This is a genomic window from Planomonospora corallina (genome assembly GCF_042650625.1).
Lineage (GTDB): Bacteria > Actinomycetota > Actinomycetes > Streptosporangiales > Streptosporangiaceae > Planomonospora_B > Planomonospora_B corallina.
This window is the reverse complement of record NZ_JBHSBM010000064.1, coordinates 1-16,871: the sequence shown is the minus strand read 5'-3', so window position 1 is coordinate 16,871 and position 16,871 is coordinate 1. Positions and strand designations below refer to the sequence as shown.

Annotated in this window: 7 protein-coding genes; 2 read left to right on the top strand and 5 right to left on the bottom strand. The window is 76.0% G+C overall.

All coding sequences use genetic code 11. The features are described from left to right. The first annotated feature begins 3 nt into the window (after positions 1–3). Positions 4–1,956, top strand: a complete 1,953-nt coding sequence (locus tag ACFOWE_RS31585) for a non-ribosomal peptide synthetase (RefSeq protein ID WP_377294346.1) — start codon at positions 4–6, stop codon at positions 1,954–1,956. Beyond that, complete coding sequence (locus ACFOWE_RS31580; protein ID WP_377294344.1) at positions 1,953–5,225, top strand: amino acid adenylation domain-containing protein; 3,273 nt, start codon at positions 1,953–1,955, stop codon at positions 5,223–5,225. Before ACFOWE_RS31585 ends, ACFOWE_RS31580 begins: the two co-directional genes overlap by 4 nt. A gap of 19 nt (positions 5,226–5,244) precedes the next feature. On the opposite strand, the gene ACFOWE_RS31575 is transcribed toward ACFOWE_RS31580, so the two are convergent. The 5 genes from ACFOWE_RS31575 to ACFOWE_RS31555 form a co-directional block, all read right to left on the bottom strand. After that, positions 5,245–7,305 carry a hypothetical protein gene (locus ACFOWE_RS31575; RefSeq protein ID WP_377294342.1) on the bottom strand — a complete coding sequence of 687 codons (2,061 nt, stop codon included), beginning with the start codon at positions 7,303–7,305 and terminating at the stop codon, positions 5,245–5,247. Further along, positions 7,302–8,435, bottom strand: a complete 1,134-nt coding sequence (locus tag ACFOWE_RS31570; RefSeq protein WP_377294340.1) for a VWA domain-containing protein — start codon at positions 8,433–8,435, stop codon at positions 7,302–7,304. The genes ACFOWE_RS31575 and ACFOWE_RS31570 overlap by 4 nt, the downstream gene beginning before the upstream one ends. 101 nt (positions 8,436–8,536) lie before the next feature. After that, positions 8,537–10,795, bottom strand: coding sequence for a DUF5682 family protein (locus tag ACFOWE_RS31565; protein ID WP_377294338.1), 2,259 nt, complete (start codon positions 10,793–10,795; stop codon positions 8,537–8,539). A 2-nt stretch (positions 10,796–10,797) separates the two neighbouring features. Then, positions 10,798–11,883: an ATP-binding protein gene (locus tag ACFOWE_RS31560; RefSeq protein ID WP_377294336.1), complete on the bottom strand. Its 1,086-nt coding sequence runs from the start codon at positions 11,881–11,883 to the stop codon at positions 10,798–10,800. Between the two features lie 49 nt (positions 11,884–11,932). Then, positions 11,933–15,580, bottom strand: a complete 3,648-nt coding sequence (locus ACFOWE_RS31555) for a WGR and DUF4132 domain-containing protein (protein ID WP_377294334.1) — start codon at positions 15,578–15,580, stop codon at positions 11,933–11,935. Positions 15,581–16,871 lie beyond the last annotated feature (1,291 nt).

Genomic DNA, 16,871 nt, shown 5'->3' with positions numbered 1-16,871 from the left:
CACATGGGGACGACACTGGACCTGATCCGGCGGTGGTGCGAGCGCACGCCCGAGGCGGTCGCCGTACGCGCGCCCGACGGCGAGCTGACCTACGGCGAGCTGTGGCGGCGGGCGCAGGACCTGGCGGCGGTGCTGCGGACGCGGGGCGTGGGGCCCGAGACCCCGGTCGGACTCTGCCTGGAGCGCACCAGCGGGATACCCGTCGCGGTGCTGGCCGTCTGGGCCGCGGGCGGCGCGTACGTCCCGCTCGACCCCGCCTTCCCCGCCGGACGTCTCACGCTGACGCGCGAGGACGCGGGGGTCGGCCTGGTGCTGACCCAGCCCGGGGTGGACCGCGCCCTGCTGGAGGGCGTGCCCGAGGTGGTCGAGATCTCCCCCGGCGGCGTCGCCTCCCTCCCGGCCGGCGCGGTCGCCTCCGCCACCGGTACGGCCCCGCTCCCGTCCGCCGCGGGCGACCTGGCGTACCTGATGTACACCTCAGGATCCACCGGCCGGCCCAAGGGCGTGGCGGTCCCGCACGGCGCGGTGGTCAACCTGCTGGAATCCTTCGCGGCCCGTCTGGAGCTGACCCCCGGGGACGTCTGGCTCGCGGTGACCACCCTGTCCTTCGACATCTCGGTCCTGGAACTGCTGCTCCCCCTGGCCTGCGGCGGGCGCGTGGTCATCGCCTCGGGGACCGCGGACGGCCGGGCCCTGCGGGAGCGCGCGGTCGCCGAGGGGGTCACGGTCATGCAGGCCACCCCGGCGGGCTGGCGGATCCTGGTGGAGTCCGGCGGGGTCCCGGAGGGGGTCGGCACCCGCCTGTGCGGCGGTGAGGCGCTCCCCCGCGACCTCGCCGACGCCCTGCTCGGCGGCGGGCCCGGCGGGGACGGACCGCACGGGGACGGCGCCGGGGACGGGCCCCACGGGGACGGAGCGGGAGACGGGCCGCACGGGGGCGGGGTCCGGCTGTGGAACGTCTACGGGCCGACGGAGACGACCGTGTGGTCCTCGGCGGGCCTCGTCGCGCCGTCTCCGGCGGCCGTCGACCTGGGCGAGCCCATCGCGCGCACCCGGTTGTACGTCCTGGGCCCCGACGGCCTTCCGGTGTCCGGCGGGCAGGTGGGCGAGCTGCACATCGGCGGCTCAGGGGTGGCCCGGGGCTACCACGGCATGCCCGCGCTGACCGCCGCCCGTTTCCTCCCCGACCCCTTCGCCGACCGGCCCGGGGCCCGCATGTACGCCACCGGCGACCTCGTCCGGATCACGCCCGCCGGCCGCCTGGAGTACCTCGGCCGCGCCGACCAGCAGGTGAAGGTCCGGGGGTTCCGGATCGAGCTCGGCGAGATCGAGACCGTCCTGCGCTCCCTGCCCGGCGTACGGCAGGCCGCCGTCAGCGCGTGCGAGGGCCCGGACGGGCTGCCCCGGCTGGTGGCCCACATCGTCCCCGAGACGCTCCCCGCACCCGGCGGGCTCTGGCCCGAGCTCCGCCGGGGGTTGCGCGGGCGCCTCCCCGAGTACATGGTCCCCGCGCACCTGACCGTGCTGGAGTCCCTGCCGCTCACGCCCAACGGCAAGCTCGACCGCGCGGCGCTGCCCCGCCCCCGGTGGACCAGGGCCGCGACCGCCGCCTACCGGGAGCCGCGGGGCGCCCTGGAGTGCGACTTAGCCGCCGTGTGGGCCGAGGTGCTCGGCCTCACCGAGCCGGTCGGCGCCGACGACGACTTCTTCGACCTCGGCGGGCACTCGCTGACCGCCACCCGGATCATCGCCAGGATCCAGGAGCGCTTCGCGGTCGCGGTGCCGATCGCGCTGCTCTTCGAGCACCCCACCGTCGCGGGGCTCGCCCGGGAGATGGACCGCCTCGACCCCGACGACCTGGACCTGGCCGAGATCGCCGCGCTCCGCGACCAGCTGGACGGTCTCAGCGCGGAGGACCTGGAGGCCCTCTTCGACGAACTGGCGCCGGGCGCATGAGGGCGCCGCTCTCCCCCGCCCAGGAGCGGCTCTGGCTCCTGCACCGCATGGACCCCGGCGACGCCTCCTACGCCGTGTTCATCGTGCGGCGGCTGCACGGCCCGCTCAGCGAGGACGCGCTGCGCGAGGCCCTCGCCGACCTGGTGGCCCGGCACGAGAGCCTGCGCACCCGCTTCGTGGAGGCGGACGGCGTGCCGTGGGCGGTCGCGGAGCCCGCCGGCCTGCCGGGCTCGCCCGGGTTCCCGGGCCCGCTGTCCTTCGAACGGCTGACGGCCGCCGGGCCGCGGGAGGCCGAGCGGCTGGTGGCCGAGCGGGTCAACGCGCCCTTCGACCTGGCCGCGGGGGTGCCCGCGCGGGTCACGCTGATCAGGCTCGCCGGCGACGACCACGTGCTCTGCTTCACGCTCCACCACATCGTCGCCGACGGGTGGTCGCTGAACGTGCTCCTCGACGACCTGGCCGCCTGCTACACGGCCCGGGTCCGGGGACGGGAGCCGCGGTTGCGCCCGCTGCCCGTGCAGCCGAGCGACTACGCGCGCTGGCAGCGCCGCAGGGTCGAGCGGGCGGCGCCGTACTGGCAGGAGAAGCTGGCCGGCCCGCCGCCGCCCGAGCTGCCCTTCGACCGGCTCCGTGAGGACGTCCGGCCGGGGCACGGCGCGTTCCACCACGTCCGGGTGGACGCCGCGGTGACGCGCGAGCTGGACCGGCTGGCCAGGGAGCGGCGGACCACGCTGTTCGCGGTGCTGATGGCGGCCTACCAGGTGCTGCTGTTCCGGCACACCGGGCAGGAGGACGTCCTGGTCGGCACGGCGGTCGCGGGCCGCGACCGGGTCGAGCTGGAGCCGCTGGTCGGGTACGTCGCCCAGACCGTCGTCCTCCGCGGCGACCTGAGCGGGAACCCCCCGTTCACCGAACTGCTCGGCCGGACCCGGAGCGAGGCGCTGGAGGCGCTCGGCCGGCCCGGGGTCCCCTTCGAGCGGATCGACCACCCGCTGGGCGCGCTGATGCCGACCATGTTCATCCTGCACAACCAGAACGACGGTGTGCTCCCTCCCTTCGGCGACCTGGCGGTGTCGGGGTTCGCCGACGGCTACCGGCAGGTCAAGAACGACCTGCTCACCGAGGCCTGGTGGGACGGCGACGAGCTGATCGTGTCGTTCTGCCACGACCCCGGCATGGTCGCGCCGGCGACGATCCGGCGCCTGGCCTCCCGCTTCGCCCTCCTCCTGGAGTCGATCGCGGCGGATCCCTCCGTGCCGATCGCGGAGCTGCGGATCTGGACCGCCGCCGACCACACGGCGATCCGGGAGCTGGCCGGAGACGGCGCGGCGGCGCCCGCGGAGCACCCGGAACCCGCGGAGCACCCCGCGTCCGGCCGACCCGCGGAGTCCGAGGGGCCTGAGGGGCCCGGAGAGCCCGGTCCCCTGGTGCCCGAGCTGATCGGCGACGCCGTACGGCGCTTCCCCGGCGCCGTCGCGGTGGTCTGCGGCGACCGGTCCGTCACCTACCGCGAGCTCCACGCCGGGGCGGAGCGGCTCGCCGCCGCCCTGCGCCTGCGCGGGGTGGGGCGCGGTGACATCGTCGGTGTCCGCCTGCCCCGCTCGATCGAGGCGGTCACCGCGCTCCTCGCGGTCTGGCTCGCGGGGGCGGCCTACCTGCCCCTCGACCCGGACGATCCGGAGGAACGGCTCGTCTCCTCCCTGGAGGATCTGGCCCGGCGGGGTGACGGGACCGCGTACCTCATCACCGTGGGCGGCGGCCCGGAGTCCGCCGTCGTGATCGACCCCGCGGAGACGGCCCCGGTCGCGCGGGCCGTACCGGATCCCGGGACGGCGGATCCCGCGGACGCCGCCTACGTCATCTCCACCTCCGGCTCCACGGGACCGCCCAAGGGCGTGCTGGTGGAGCACCGCGGCGTGGCCGCCCGCGTGCGGTGGATGCGGCGGGAGTACGGCCTCGCCCCCGGCGACCGTGTCACGCAGTTCGCGTCGCTGAGCTTCGACGCGCACGTCGAGGAGGTGTTCCCCGCACTCGCGGCGGGGGCCACGCTGGTGCTGCTGCCCGAGGGCGCCGCGACCCTGCCCGACCTGCTCGCCTCCCCCGCGAGCCGCGGGATCACCGTCCTGGACCTGCCCACCGCCTACTGGCACCGCATGGTGGAGGAGATCGAGACGATCGCCTGGCCGCCGGCCCTCCGCCTGGTGATCCTCGGCGGAGAGCAGGTCGCCTCGGCCGCCGTGAGCCGCTGGCGGGCCCGCTTCGGCGACGGCGTCCGGCTCGTCAACACCTACGGCCCGACCGAGACCACGGTGATCGCCACGGCGGCGGACCTCGCGGGGCGCACGGAACCCGCGGGGTCCGGGGAGCACGCCGGCCCCGGGGGCGCCGGGCCCCGCGATCCCGGCACGGCCGCCCCCAGGGTGCCGATCGGCGTGCCGGTCGGGGCGACCTCCGTCCATGTGCTCGACGCGCGGGGCGAGCCCCTGCCGCCGGGCGCCGTCGGGGAACTGGTCATCGGCGGGGCCGGGGTGGCGCGCGGTTATCTCGGCCGCCCCGCGCTCACCGCCGCCGCCTTCGTGCCCGACCCGTACGGCCCGCCGGGCGCGCGCCGCTACCGCACCGGGGACCGGGCCCGATGGCGCGCCGACGGGCAGCTGGAGTTCCTGGGACGCTTCGACGACCAGGTCAAGGTCCGCGGCTTCCGGATCGAGCCCGGCGAGGTCGAGAGCCATCTGCTCGCCCACCCGGCGGTGGGCCAGGCCCATGTCACCGCCCGCGGTGACGACCTCGTCGCCTACGTCACCGGCGCGGCCTCCCCCGGCGAGCTCCGCGCCCACCTCGCCGGGATCCTCCCCCGCCACCTCGTGCCGACCCTGTGGGTGCACCTCGGCGAGCTGCCGCTCACCACCCAGGGGAAGATCGACCGCACCGCCCTCCCCGATCCGGGGCGCGCCGGCGCCGCGCGGGCGGTGCACGTGCCGCCCCGCACCGACGCGGAACGCCTGGTGGCGGCCATCTGGTCCGAGCAGCTCGGCGTCGCCGCCGTCGGCGCGTCCGACGACTTCTTCGCCCTGGGCGGCCACTCGCTGCTGGCGACCAGGATCGCGGCCCGGCTGCGCGCCGAGACGGGACTGGAGGTGCCGATCCGGATGGTGCTCACCCACCGCACGGTCGCGGCCCTCGCCACGGCGGTGGAGGATCTGCTGCTGGAGGAGCTGTCCGGGCTCACCGACGAGGAGGCGGCGGACCTGCTCGGCCGGGCGCCGTGAGCGGGGTGGATCAGGCCGGTCAGCACAGGTCGAGGGCGAGCTCCAGGCGCAGGTACGCGTCGACCCAGGCCTGCTCGGCCGCCTGGTCGCGGCCGCCGGCCGGCGTCGCCGCGAAGGCCGTGACGGCCTGCGCGACGCGGTGCAGTCCGAGCGCGGCCAGCCGCCGCGCCGCGGCCGCGAGCCGGTCGCCGTACGTCGGGGGCAGGTGGCTCAGGCCCCGGTGGGCCGCTTCCGCGAGCAGGTCCCGGGCGTCGGCCAGCGCCGCGGGCAGCGGCTCGCGCGGGCCCGCGTCCGCGGCCGCGAGCCCGCCGGAGCTCCCGGCGGGCCGCAGGTCGGGGACGACGACCCGGTCTCCGGCCGCCAGGCCGACCGGCTCGATGACGACGCTCCCGGCCGCTCTGCGCACGATGCCGCTGACGAAGCGCAGCTCGCCCTCGGCGCCGGCGAGCACGGCCGCCAGCGTGTCGAGGCGGCCGGGGGCGGCGGCGGTGTGGGTGGCGCTGATGACCGCGGGGTTGCCCGCCCGGTCGATGATCACGGCGTCGAGACGCTGGTCACCGGGGGCGTAGGTGACGGACTCCACCCCGGCCACGGCGACGGCCCGGACCAGCTCCGCCTCGACCCGCGGGCGGATCGGCCGCGGGGCGAGGGCGTCGAGCTCGCGGGCGAGGGCCGCGAAGTCGCTCACCACCAGTGACGGCGGCAGTTCGTCCCAATCGCCCCGCGAGGGGCTGACGGTGGTCGCGGCGATCCGTCCCGTGGCCAGCCGCACCGTCCGGCCGGCGCTGCGGACGGCGGACTCGGTGACGACGTTGCCGGTGGCGAGCGCGGCCAGCGTGGTCGTGGCGACCCGCCGCCGTGCCGGCTCCGCGCCGCCGGCGTCGCCGTCCCAGTGGCGGCGGAGCACGAGCACCATGGAGCCGGCGCCGTGGGCGAGGTACACCTCGGCGATCCGCCGGTCGCCGAGGGCCCGGATCCGGCAGCCGAGGCCGTCGAGGCGGGCCCGGCGCAGGGGTGTCTCGGCCGCCTCCGCGGTGCCCAGCACGCTGCTGCGCGAGGCGGCGCCCGGGCGGGTCACCGCACGGTGGCGGGCGTGCAGCTCGGCGAGGTGACCGGCGAGCAGCTCCGGGCGGTGGTGGGCGCTGCGGTCGTGGTAGGCGGTCAGCTGCTCGGCGAGGTCGTCGACGGCCAGCAGCGGCCAGCGCAGACCGGCGTCGTCGAGGTGGCGGCGCACGTCGGCGACGGCGGTGTCCAGGCTCCGCCCGAGATGCGTCGCGCCCTCGTGCAGGACCGTGGAGGCCAGTGCCAGCGCCCGCTCCAGCCCGGAGCCGGCGCCCGCCTCGGCGCCGCCGACGTCGAGGCGCACGTCGGGTGCGCCGGGATGCCTGCCGTCGGCGGCGCGGAAGGCCCAGACCGCCAGGGCGATGACCTCGTCGCGGCTGCCCGCGACGGTGTCGGTGTGCACGAAGCCGAGGTCGCCGGGGACCAGGAAGCGCACGGTCGCCGTGGCGAGCTCGACCTGCGGCACCGGATCGGCGTCGGTGGCGCGGCGGACCCGGGCGGTGTATCCGGCCCGCTCCGCGCGGCGGGCGGCGGCCATCATGCGGGCGCCGATCCTGGCGGTGAGTTCGTCGTCGGTCACCTGCCCCGGTGACCAGGGCGCACGCGGCCGGGCGGCCGGGCGTTCCGCGCCGGGCCCGCCGGCGCGCCGGCCGTCCGGGGGCTCCTCACCGCATCCACCGGCACCGCCGCCGGCCGGGGGCTCCTCACCGGGTTCACCGGCACGGCCGTCGGCCGGCGGCTCCCCGTCCGGCAGGCCGGCGCGCTGGTAGGCCAGGACCACGCCGATCAGGTGGCGGCAGACGCCGGTGGCGCCGCAGGTGCACCGCCCGGCGCCGAGGCCGCCGGGCGGCAGGCTGGCGGCCGGGCCGCCGGGGAACTCGCCGTGCACCGTGCCGTCGGCGTCGGCGCGCAGCCGCGGCAGGGCGCCGTCGAGTTCCCTGGCGGCGCGTTTGACCAGCCCGCGGTTGGTGAGCGCGGCGAGGGAGTCGGCGGTGAGCGCGAGCAGGTCGGTCCTCATCGGCCCACGTGCTCCGCGACGAAGGAGGCCAGTTCGCCGGGTGTCATCGCGCCCATGTGCGCTCCGGCGTCCGCCAGGCGCTGCGCCAGCTCCCGGTCGTAGTCCGGGTCGGCCCGCTCGTCGAGGGCGGCCAGGCCCAGCACCTTGGTGCCCTGCTCGACCAGGCCCCGGACGACGCGCACCAGCCGGTGGGGGTCGCCGCCCTCGTGGAAGTCGGAGATCAGCACGACGATCGCCCTGCGCGGCCGGTCGACCAGGCCGGCGCCGTACGCCGCCGCGCGGGCGATGTCGGTGCCGCCGCCGAGCTGGACCTTCATGAGCAGTTCCACCGGATCGTCGACGTCGGCGGTCAGGTCGACGACCTCGGTGTCGAAGGCGACCAGGTGGGTGCGCACGCCCGGGAGCCCCCACAGGCAGGCCGCGGTGACCGCCGAGTGGATCACCGAGCCGACCATGGACCCGGACTGGTCGACGAGCAGGATCACCTGCCACTGCTGGAGGTGGCGGCGGGTGCGGGTGAAGAAGTACGGGGTCTCGATCACCACTTTGCCGGTGTCCGGCCGGTAGCGGCCCAGGTTGGCGCGCAGGGTCCGGGTGACGTCGAAGTCGCGGGCCTGCCGCAGCCGGCCGGGACGGCGCGCCCTCGCGCCGGAGAACGCGGTCCGCACCTCGGTGGCGAGCCGGTCCGTCAGCTGCCGGACGACCGTCTCCACGATCCGCCGGGCCAGCCGCAGCACCTGCGGGTTCATCAGGTGCTTGGTGCGCAGCACCGCCCTGAGCAGGGCCGGGTTGGGTTCGATGCGCTCCAGCACGGCCGGGTCGGTCACCACGTCGTGGATCTCGTAGCGTTCGACCGCGTCGCGCTGCAGCCGCTCGACCGTCTCCTTCGGGAACAGCCGCGTGATGTCGTCGAGCCAGCCGGCGGTGGCCGGCGCCGACGGGCCGGTGCCGCCCCGGCGGGGGCCGCCGCGCCGTACGCCTCGCCTGCGCAGGTCGTCGTCGCGGCCGTAGAGCCAGTCCAGGGCCGCGTCACGGGCGGCGGCCCGCTCGTCGAGCGGCTGTCCGCCGAGGCAGGCGCCGCCGGGCTCGCCGAGCAGCAGCCGCCAGCGTTCGAGCACGGGATCGGTCATGGGGGTCTCCTCCGGTCTCGTGGCCGGGACGGGCTCCCTCGGGCGTGGCGGTCCCCCCGGCTCTGTCGTTTCCTCCGGTCTCGTGGCCGGGACGGGCACGGTCACGAGATCAGTCCCTCCCTGCGGAGCGCCGCGTCGACCCGCTCGTCCAGCGCCATGCCGGCCGCCACCAGTTCGGGCGCCGCGTCGAGCCGCATCAGGTCCCGGCCGGAGCCGGTGCGCCTGCGGAGCAGGCGGGTGGCGATGAGGTGCCGTTCGCGGGGCGGGAAGTAGCCGAACGCCTGGCGCAGAGCAGGCAGCGCCACCAGGAAGCCGTGGTCGGTCATCGCCGCCAGCAGTTCGTCGAGCAGCTCCAGCATCCCGTCGGTGTGCAGCACCTCCTCGCGGGCCAGTGCGAACAGCCCTGCCAGCCAGTCTCCCGCCGAGGCCGGGGTGAACGCGCCGCGCACCGCCCGCGCGGGGTCGGCTGCCGCACCCCGCAGCGACCAGCCCAGCCCGAACGACGCGCCCCGCAGGTCGGGCGGGGCCGCGGAGCAGGCGGCGATCCGGTCGGCCGCCCCCAGCGCCGCCCGGGTGTCCAGCCCGAGCGGCGCCGCGGCGTGGATCAGGGCGTCGCGGACCGCGACCATGGCGCCGATCCGCCCGGAGTCGGCCGGCGCCGCGCCGCCCCGCGCGCCCTCGGCCAGCCACAGGGCCCGGCGGACGGCGGCCGCGATGACCGCGCCCAGCGTGGTGCTGCGGCTGGTCCGGAACAGGTCGCCGTGCCGCCACATCGCCAGGACGACGGTGAGCGTACGGCCCAGCGACCCCAGGTCGGCCGCCGCGCCGACGGCCCGGCTCAGGTCGTCCAGCACCCGCCCGGTCAGCTCGCCGACGCCGCACAGCGCCGCGTCGAACAGCAGGCCGGCCAGTCCGTCCGGGTCCGCGGCCGTGATCCTCTCCGCCAGGGCGGCGGCGGCCGCCTCCTGCGGGTCCACGCCGTAGCCGGCGGCCTCGATCAGGGCGGGCAGCCGGTCGTCGGTGTCGGTCAGCGTCCACTGCTCGACCAGCGCCGGGGGGCCTTCCGGGTGCGGCCCGGACTCGCGCGCCAGGCCTGGGACCGTCAGGACCCGCAGCCGGTGCAGCAGCCTGCTGCGCTCCCGGCCGGTCTCCTCGCCGAGGTCGAGGCGGACCTCGGCGGAGCCGTCCAGGCCGTGGTGGCGCAGTTGCCCGGCGACGGCGTGCACCAGCGGCGGCAGCGGGGTCGACGGGTGCAGCCGGCCGGTCCGGTCACCGCTGAGCGCGGCGATCATCTCCACGATCGCGGGATGGGTGCCCGCCCGCAGCCGCCCGCGGGTCGCCCAGGGCAGCGGGACCTCGAGCGCCTCGCCGACCAGGGCGCTCGCCAGGCCGTCCAGCACGTCGACCCGGGCCGGATGCCGGTGGCCGCGCATCAGCGCCAGCCCGTCCGCGGTGGCCCGGGCGGCGATCAGGTCCGCGGTCGACACCTGCTGGTTCCGGGCGCGCAGCCGCAGCGCCACCGCCTCGGTGAGGGCGCGGGCGGCCTCTTCCGGCCCCGACTCCCACAGCCGCTGGTAGTAGCCCGGCGACGGCATGCCCGACTGGTAGCCGTCGAAGGCGTCCAGCCGCCGGAACGAGTACGGCACCAGGTAGCTGCCGACGACCGCGTCGCCGGGCGGTTCCGGCAGCTCCGGCCAGGTCCGCTCGCCCCGTTCGGCCAGCCGGACCAGCGCGGGGCGGTGGAAGCCGCCGGTGACCACGACGACCGGCCGCCCGCCCGCGTCGGCGACGGCGGCCCGGACCCACTGCGCCATGTACGCCTCGCGGGCCGCGTCGTCGGCGCCGGGCTCGGCGTCGCCGCGCACCAGGTCGAAGTAGGCGGCCAGCCGTTCGGCCAGCCCGTCGGCGGGCTCGATCTCGAACAGGTGGTCCCACAGGGCGTCCACGTTGTCGACCGCGAAGGCACGGCAGAGCCGCTCGGTCACCTCGGCGTGGCGGGCCTCGGCGTCGGCGTAGCGGTTGCGGACCTCGGCCAGCGCCGGGTGCCAGGCGGGCAGGTCGATGAAGCGCAGCTGCGCGCCGGCGGCGTGACCGGCGGTCAGCGCCGTCCACTCCGGGGAGTGGTCGCACAGCGGCGCCCACGAGCCGTGCCGGCGCCGGGAGTCGCGGTAGCCGGTGTACACCGCGATCGGCAGCTCGTGCCCGAGCAGCAGTTCCCCGAGCCGGTGGTTCATGTCGGCCGGGCCCTCGACGAGCACGTACGCCGGCCGCAGCGCCGCGACGGTGTCGGCGACCAGCCGGGCGCAGGCGGGGCTGTGGTGCCGGACGCCGATGAACGTCGCGGCGGGCGTCGTGGTCATCGTCAGCCCGGCAGCAGGTGGCGGGCCTCGTACAGGGCCCGCCACTGGTCGCCGTGCCGCCCGCCGGCCTGCTGCTCCAGATATCTGCGGAGCTTCGCCAGGTCCTCCGGGTCGTCCTTGGCCGCGGTGCCCGCCAGGCACGACACCAGGTCGGCCGCCGTGCCGGGCTCGCCGCGCAGGAACCAGCCGCGCAGCCCGACGGCGTGCGCGACCGATACGGCCTCGGCCGTGCTCATCACCCCGGACAGCCGGTCGGTGGCGTCGCCCCGCCCGGTCCGCCCCTCGCGCAGCTCGCGGAAGGCGGTGACCAGGACCTCCAGCACGTCGCGCCGGGGCGGCGCGCCGACCCCCGAGCGCCGCAGGAGCGCCGTGGCCTCCGCCTCCACCAGCGCCAGCTCGGTGTCGAGGTCGGGGATCGGGAAGACCGTCTCGAAGTTGAAGCGCCGCTTGAGCGCGGCGCTCATCTCGTTGACGCCGCGGTCGCGGGTGTTGGCGGTGGCGATGACCGTGAAGCCCTCCTTCGCGAATACCATCGACTCCGGCCCGGTCAGCTCGGGTACGGCGAGCACGCGGTCCGACAGCGGCGACAGCAGGCAGTCCTGCACCTCCAGCGGGCACCGGGTGATCTCCTCGAAGCGCACCACCCTGCCCTCGGCCATGCCGCGCAGCAGCGGGGCGGGCACCAGTGACCGGGCCGACGGGCCCTCGGCGACCAGCAGCGCGTAGTTCCACGAGTACTTGATCTGGTCCTCGGTGGTGGACGCGCCGCCCTGGACGGTGAGCGTCGAGGTGCCGCTGACCGCCGCGGCGAGCAGCTCCGACAGCAGCGACTTGGCGGTGCCCGGCTCGCCGACCAGCATGAGCCCTCTGCTGGTCGCGAGGGTCACCAGGGCCCGGTCGACCAGTGACGGGTCGCCGACGAACTTGCGGCTGATGCCGAGCTTCTCGTCGCCGATGACGAAGCTCCGGGCGGCGCGCAGGCTCAGCGCCCAGCCGGGCGGCCGGTCGCCGTCGTCGTTCTCCCGCAGCCGGGCCAGTTCGCCGGCGTGGCGCACCTCGGCCGGGGGCCGCTGGACGTGGTCGTTCATCGCGTCTCCTCGCAGCGCGGAGACCCCGCGTTCGGGCGTGGGGAGGGGGTCAACGGACGAGCTCCCGCAGGTCGCGCATGATCTCGGAGGCGGTGACGGGGTCGAGGCCGTCGAAGTCCCCCCGGGAGACGTGCAGGGTCTGCTCCGACTCCGTCTCGACGTAGCCGACGGCGACGCCGGGCTCGAGGCCGACCGTGAAGATCCTGCCGCCGGGGAGGTCCCGCTCGATCCACCCCTGCCAGCCGGCGTCCTGCGGATCGCCGCGCCGCCAGCCCCGCCGCTCCAGGCCGAGCACCCGGCCGGTCGGGATCCCGGTGAGCGCGTCCGGGTCGAAGTCCGCGGCCGAGGGGTGGACCTCCCGGCCCAGCTGCGGGAACGGCTGCAGGATCTCGTAGTCGGCGAAGACCTCCGCCCAGGCGCCGAGGGTCCCGGCCAGCTCCAGCGGGTGCGCGACGCCGACGACCACGCCGTCCGGCAGGGCCAGCGTCTCGTCCCCGACGTCGGCGAAGCTGCGGTCCTCGGCCACGCGCAGCGCGCCGAGCAGCTCGCCCGAGGAGCCGTAGTACCCCCAGACCAGCCGCCGCACGATGTGCCAGAGCAGCGGGTGGCCGACGAGCAGCCGCGTGAAGTCCTCCACGCTCCAGCGCCGCCGGTCCACCATGGCCTGCTCCAGCCGGCGGATGTTGTCGGCGGCCACGGTGCGGACGTCCTTCTTCAGCCCGGCGAAACGCCGGTAGGCCTCGGCCGCCGGCTCCGCGTCGTCTTTGGCGCCCGGCTTGGGCAGGCTCTTGAGCCGCTTGCCGCCGGAGTCGACCACGTACGGCTTGAGCTGCTCGTCGAAGCCGACCGTGAACGTCCGGGCGCCGTAGTCCAGGGCCATGCTGCCGTCGGCGGCCAGGCCGAAGTCCGGCACCAGCCGGTCGGCCAGCTCCTGGGGCTCCAGGCCCAGCTCCGCGGCGACCTCGGCCATCTTCTGCCGGGCCCGGTTCCTGAGCCCGTTGAACTTGACCCGCTCGGCGATGCCGTGCAGGTGCATCAGCGCGACCTCGGAGCCGAGCGCGGCCAGGACGTCCAGGCCGGTGACGGCCCGGTTGTGCCCGCCCTCGCCGGGCCAGGTCCGGATCAGCGGGGTCAGTCTGCGGACGGTCTCGTCGTCGCCGAGCAGCGCGAGCGCGTCCATCATCCATCTCTCCCCGGACGGGTGTCCGGCCGTCTGCCACCGCTGGAAGAGGTCCCAGGCGAAGTCCGCGAGGCTCCGGCCGTCGCATGCCTCCTTGACGAGGGAGACGCCGGCGTACGGGTCGCCCGGCCGGGAGATCGCCAGCATCGTCATCAGGTGGCGGGCCGCCTCGACCGGCAGTGCCCCGGCGCCGCCGCGCAGCTGGATCCGGGTCAGGAGCGCCGGATCGGCCCAGTCGGGCAGCGCCGGGATCCTGGCGGGCAGCGCGTCGAGCGGGTCCGCCGCCAGCAGGCCGGCGATCGCGGCCGCGGCGGCCGGGCCGTACTCCGCGGCGGCCTCGGTCACCGCGTCGCGGCCGCCGTCCGCGGCCAGCACCCGCAGGGCCTGCTCGGCCTGCCGGCGGGCCGGGCCCGGCTTGCCCAGGGCCGGCGGGACCAGCGCCCGGGCGGCGGCGCCGGGGTGCCGCGCCAGCCAGGACAGCGCGGTGGCCCGCACCGACTTCAGCCGGTCCAGCCACTCGGCCATCAGCACGGCGATCTCCGGGCCGGCGAACGGGAGCAGCGCCGGAGCGATCGTCGCGGGGCTCTTTCGGGCGCTGTCGAGCACCAGGGGCAGCGCGGCCAGCTCGAAGCGGGCGGCCACCACCCGCATCCAGTCGGAGGCGCCCCATAGGTCGGACGGGCGCCACCTGCCGATCAGCGGCCTGGCCAGCTCCTCCGGCCCGGCCGTGAACAGATCCGCCTCCTCGTACCATCGCACGTCGTGCGACCCGGTGCCGGCGATGCCGGCGGCGATGCGCTCCCAGTCGCGGTCGCCGTAGCGGCCCCGGTCCGGCCGGGTGGAGCGCCAGGCGTCGCGCTCGCCCGGCGCCCACGCCACCGCCGGCTCGTCCGCGCACACCAGGCCGCCCACCACCGCCGGCTCGCGGGCCGTACGCGGACGGGTCCACGGCGGGCTGGCCAGCACCTCGGGCAGGGCCTCCGGCGGAGCGACGGCGACCGTCAGGGCGGCCGAGATCGCGCTGATGCGCCGCGCGGCGGCGTCGCCCGCCTCCGCCGCCACCTCGTCCACCAGGTCGAGGTGGCCCAGCACGTGGGCGCGGAGCAGCTCATCCGCGACCTTGCCGCCCGACACGGCCAGCATCCGCATCGCCCGGCGCGGGAAGCGGGCCGCCGCCCGCAGGAGCGCCGGCTGTACGTGCTTGTGCTCGATCCGGTCGAGCAGCACCCGCATCGCCTCGTCGGTCGGCAGCTCGGCGATCACCGCCAGCAGCCGCCGCTGGTCCTCCCTGCCGTAGGCGTCGTCGGACCAGCCGGCCAGGACCGGCACGGCCGCGGCGCCCATGCCGTCGACGAGCGTGGCCGGCAGGGCCAGACTCCGCGTCACCTGGTAACGCGAGACGCGGCCCGCGATCAGCGCCGCCTGGTCGGAGGTGCTGACGGAGGCGATCAGGAGGTCGGCGAGGTGCGGGTTCGCTCTGGCGGCTTCGGCGCAGTCCGCGTCCACCCAGCCGGTCTCGGTCGGCGCCAGGTAGGACGCGGCCGCCCGCTGGTGCGGGCCCCTCTCCCGGCACCGGGCCAGCGCGGCCACCACCTCGGCGTACCCGGCGTCCGGCGCCGCCGCGACGGCGGCGCGGATCCGCAGGGGCGCCTCCGTCCGGTTCCAGCTCCACCAGCGGCCGGGGCGGTCGCTCGCGCCCAGCCGCCGGATCGGCAGGGCGGGCCTCGCACCGCCGCTGTAGTTGCTGTAGTAGTGGTGGTCGTCGCCGTAGTGCAGCGCGCTCAGCTCGGCCACCGCCACCGCCGCGAACGCCGGGCCGTGCTCCAGCAGCCAGGCGTCGGCGAACGCGGGCAGCGTCGCCGTGTCCTGCCGGTCCACGTACACGCCCACCACTTCCGCGGCGACCGCGGCGCCCAGCGGGGTCGCGGCCCCCGCCAGGTAGGCCGTGCCCGCCTCGGCGATCGCCGGGTCGGAGCACAGCTCCAAGGAGTCGAGGATCGCCCGCCGGTACTCGGCCAGTGCCGCGGCGACCTTCGCCGGCGCGCCCGCGTCGGGCCGCTTCACCGTGACCTCCACGCCGCCCCGCCGCGGGTGGAGGCTCCGTGCCCAGCTCGCCGGTATCGTGAAGAGGTCTTCGCCGGCGGCCCCGGCCGGCCGCTGCGCCGAGGCGCCGGGGGCCCGCTCCGGGGCCGCCCGCACAGGTGACGGCCCGTCGGGGGCCTGCTCCCGGGCCACCTGCGCCGGAGCCGGTGCGCCGGGGGCCTGCTCCCGGATCGCCTGCGCCGGTGACGTCGCCGCCGGCACGCCGTCCTCGGCGTAACCCTTGCGCAGTTTCTCGGCCGCCAGCTTCCCGGCCGCCGCCGCCGCGGCCTCGGCGGTGTCGAACGACTTGACCTGTGTCCGGCCGGCTGTGCCGAGCCGCCCGTACCGGATGCTCAGTTCGGTGCCCTCCTGGCTCACCTGCCAGAACTTCGCCGAGCTTCCGCTGACGCAGGTCAGCGTCCGTTCCAGGGACATGGAGATACCTCGCAAAGGGCTACGCGTCACGCGCTCAAGGGACACGGGACAAGGTAGCCCTCCATGCCGACAAACTCTGTGGCGTATGCCCTGAAATGGCATCATGTGCATCGAAGCGGAACAGGTCCGCGACCTGCGACTCCACAGGGCCCTGGGCGGACCACCGCCTCCGCGGAACCCGGCACGGTCCGGGGTGCGGACGGCCGGACGGCGTCGATGGACGGGCTCTCGTCGAGCGGAACCTTCGCCGACCGCCGACGCGCCACAGGACAGCGTGATCGCTGCCGGGGTGCGGGCCTGTCGCGGTCCGGTGCGGTCGCGGCCGGCGGGACTCCTCGGCGGGGGTCTCCTCGGACGTCCGGCACCGGGGCGGCGGCGGTGGACTCTCACGACCCCGAGCACTACACATCCACTTTGAGAAATATCTTCCTCAAAAGCCTCTCTTATCGTTTTGTCTGATTTTTCGGGTGGCGGTCGCCCCTTCTCCCGATCCCCCGGGGAAGCGACCCGGGCGTGTGGTGCCGCCCGGGTCCGACGACCTCGCGCAACTCATGACGGGGACTCATGTTAGCGCTAACATCCGTGGTGCGGCCCTCCTTCGACACCCCGGCGTCCTGGGCGGTGATGGCGAGGAGTAAATACAACGGGTCCGGACGCCGTCAAGGACCGTGATCCTGCACACGACCGCGCCGGGCAGCCGTCGGCCATCTGAGCAGCCAACGCTCTGGATTCGCAACTTGCGGCCACGCTATGAAATTTTCACAGACGAAATCCGCAGGTATCCGCAGCGCCGCTCTGAGCGGATCCCACTACGGCGACCCAAGAACAGCAATCTTCAAGCACCGGCTCCGAACCGATGATCCGAAAGTTTCGTCTAGGTATTGACATGTTTCGGTTACGTTTCCACACTGATCTCCGGAGCGGTCGGCCCCGGGCGATGTGGTGATCGGCGAGGGCCGCCGGTCATGACGCCATCGTGGTGTGCGCCTCCGGTCCGAGGCGCGGCGTCGCCGGCCGGGTTCCCGCACACTTCCCTTCCCGTGATCTCAGTATGGAGTCAGGCATGGGCATGAAGGCTCTACTCTCATCCGCGCACAGGCGTTCCGGCGTCCTCCGCGGCATCGTGGGCGCCGTGAGCGCCGCGGGTGTCGTGGGTCTCGCAGGTGTCGTGGGCGCGGCGCTGATGGCGCCGGTTCCCGCGGAGGCGGCGGCGAGCACGCTGGCCGCCGCGGCACAGCAGAGCGGCCGGTACTTCGGCACCGCCATCGCCGCGGGCAAGCTGGGCGACCAG